Source organism: Kitasatospora putterlickiae, assembly GCF_039527695.1.
GTDB lineage: Bacteria > Actinomycetota > Actinomycetes > Streptomycetales > Streptomycetaceae > Kitasatospora > Kitasatospora putterlickiae.
The window spans coordinates 17,431-18,217 of the sequence record NZ_BAAAKJ010000281.1; the positions used below are offsets into that span (position 1 = coordinate 17,431).

At 78.0% G+C, this 787-nt stretch carries 1 protein-coding gene; it reads right to left on the bottom strand.

Annotated features, from left to right (window positions below; all coding sequences use genetic code 11):
* Positions 1 to 22: 22 nt before the first annotated feature.
* Positions 23 to 787, bottom strand: a 765-nt coding sequence (locus ABD308_RS27600; protein ID WP_344339974.1) for a BTAD domain-containing putative transcriptional regulator, incomplete at its 5' end; no start/stop codon positions are given.

Consider the following 787-nt stretch of genomic DNA (forward strand, 5'->3'; position numbering starts at 1 on the left):
CACTCCGGGGCGGGGTGGTGGGTCAGGAGCCCGCGAGGAGGTCGCGGAGGAGGGCCACGGTGTCGGCGTCGAGGTCGCGGCCGGTGCGGCGGCTGAGGGCGTCGAGGCGGTTGACGGCGCGCAGGAGCTGGTCGCGGGCGCCGGCGGAGGCGTAGGCGTAGAACAGGTCGCGGTGCAGCAGTTCGACGTCCGGGGCGACGGCGAGGCCGCGGAAGACGGCGGCCTCGGCGCTGCGGTGGTCGCCGTACTGGAGGCGACGGGCGGCGAGTTCGTGGGCGGTGTCGACGATCGCGGCGATCATGTCCTGGCGCTCGCTCTCGGCCCAGCCGTAGGCGGCGGGCGGGGCCTCGGCGAACGGGGCGCCGCGAACCAGGGCGAGGGCGTGCGCGAGGGCCGCGTCGGCGGTGGCGCTGGTGCTGCGCATGCCGCGCCGGTAGAGGCTGCGGAACTCGTCCCAGTCGCAGGTGACGGCGGGCGCGAAGGTGTAGCCCTCGGCCGAGTCGGTGGCCAGGAACGGGCGCCCGTCGGGGGCGGTGCCCAGCCAGGCGGCGAGGTCGTCGAGCTTGGCGGGCAGCGGGCTGCGGGCGTCGGCGGCGGTGGGGTGCGGGTCGAGGTGGGCCGCGCCGGGGTGCAGGTCGTGGTCGAGGGCGGCGTGGTCGGCGCCGGGGCGCAGGGCCAGGTAGGCGGCGAGTTCGGTGAGCCGGACGACCGCGCCCGGTTCGGCGCTGCCGCCGATGCCGCCGACGTCGACCGGGCCGAGCAGGCGGATCCGGGGGGTGGCCCGGGT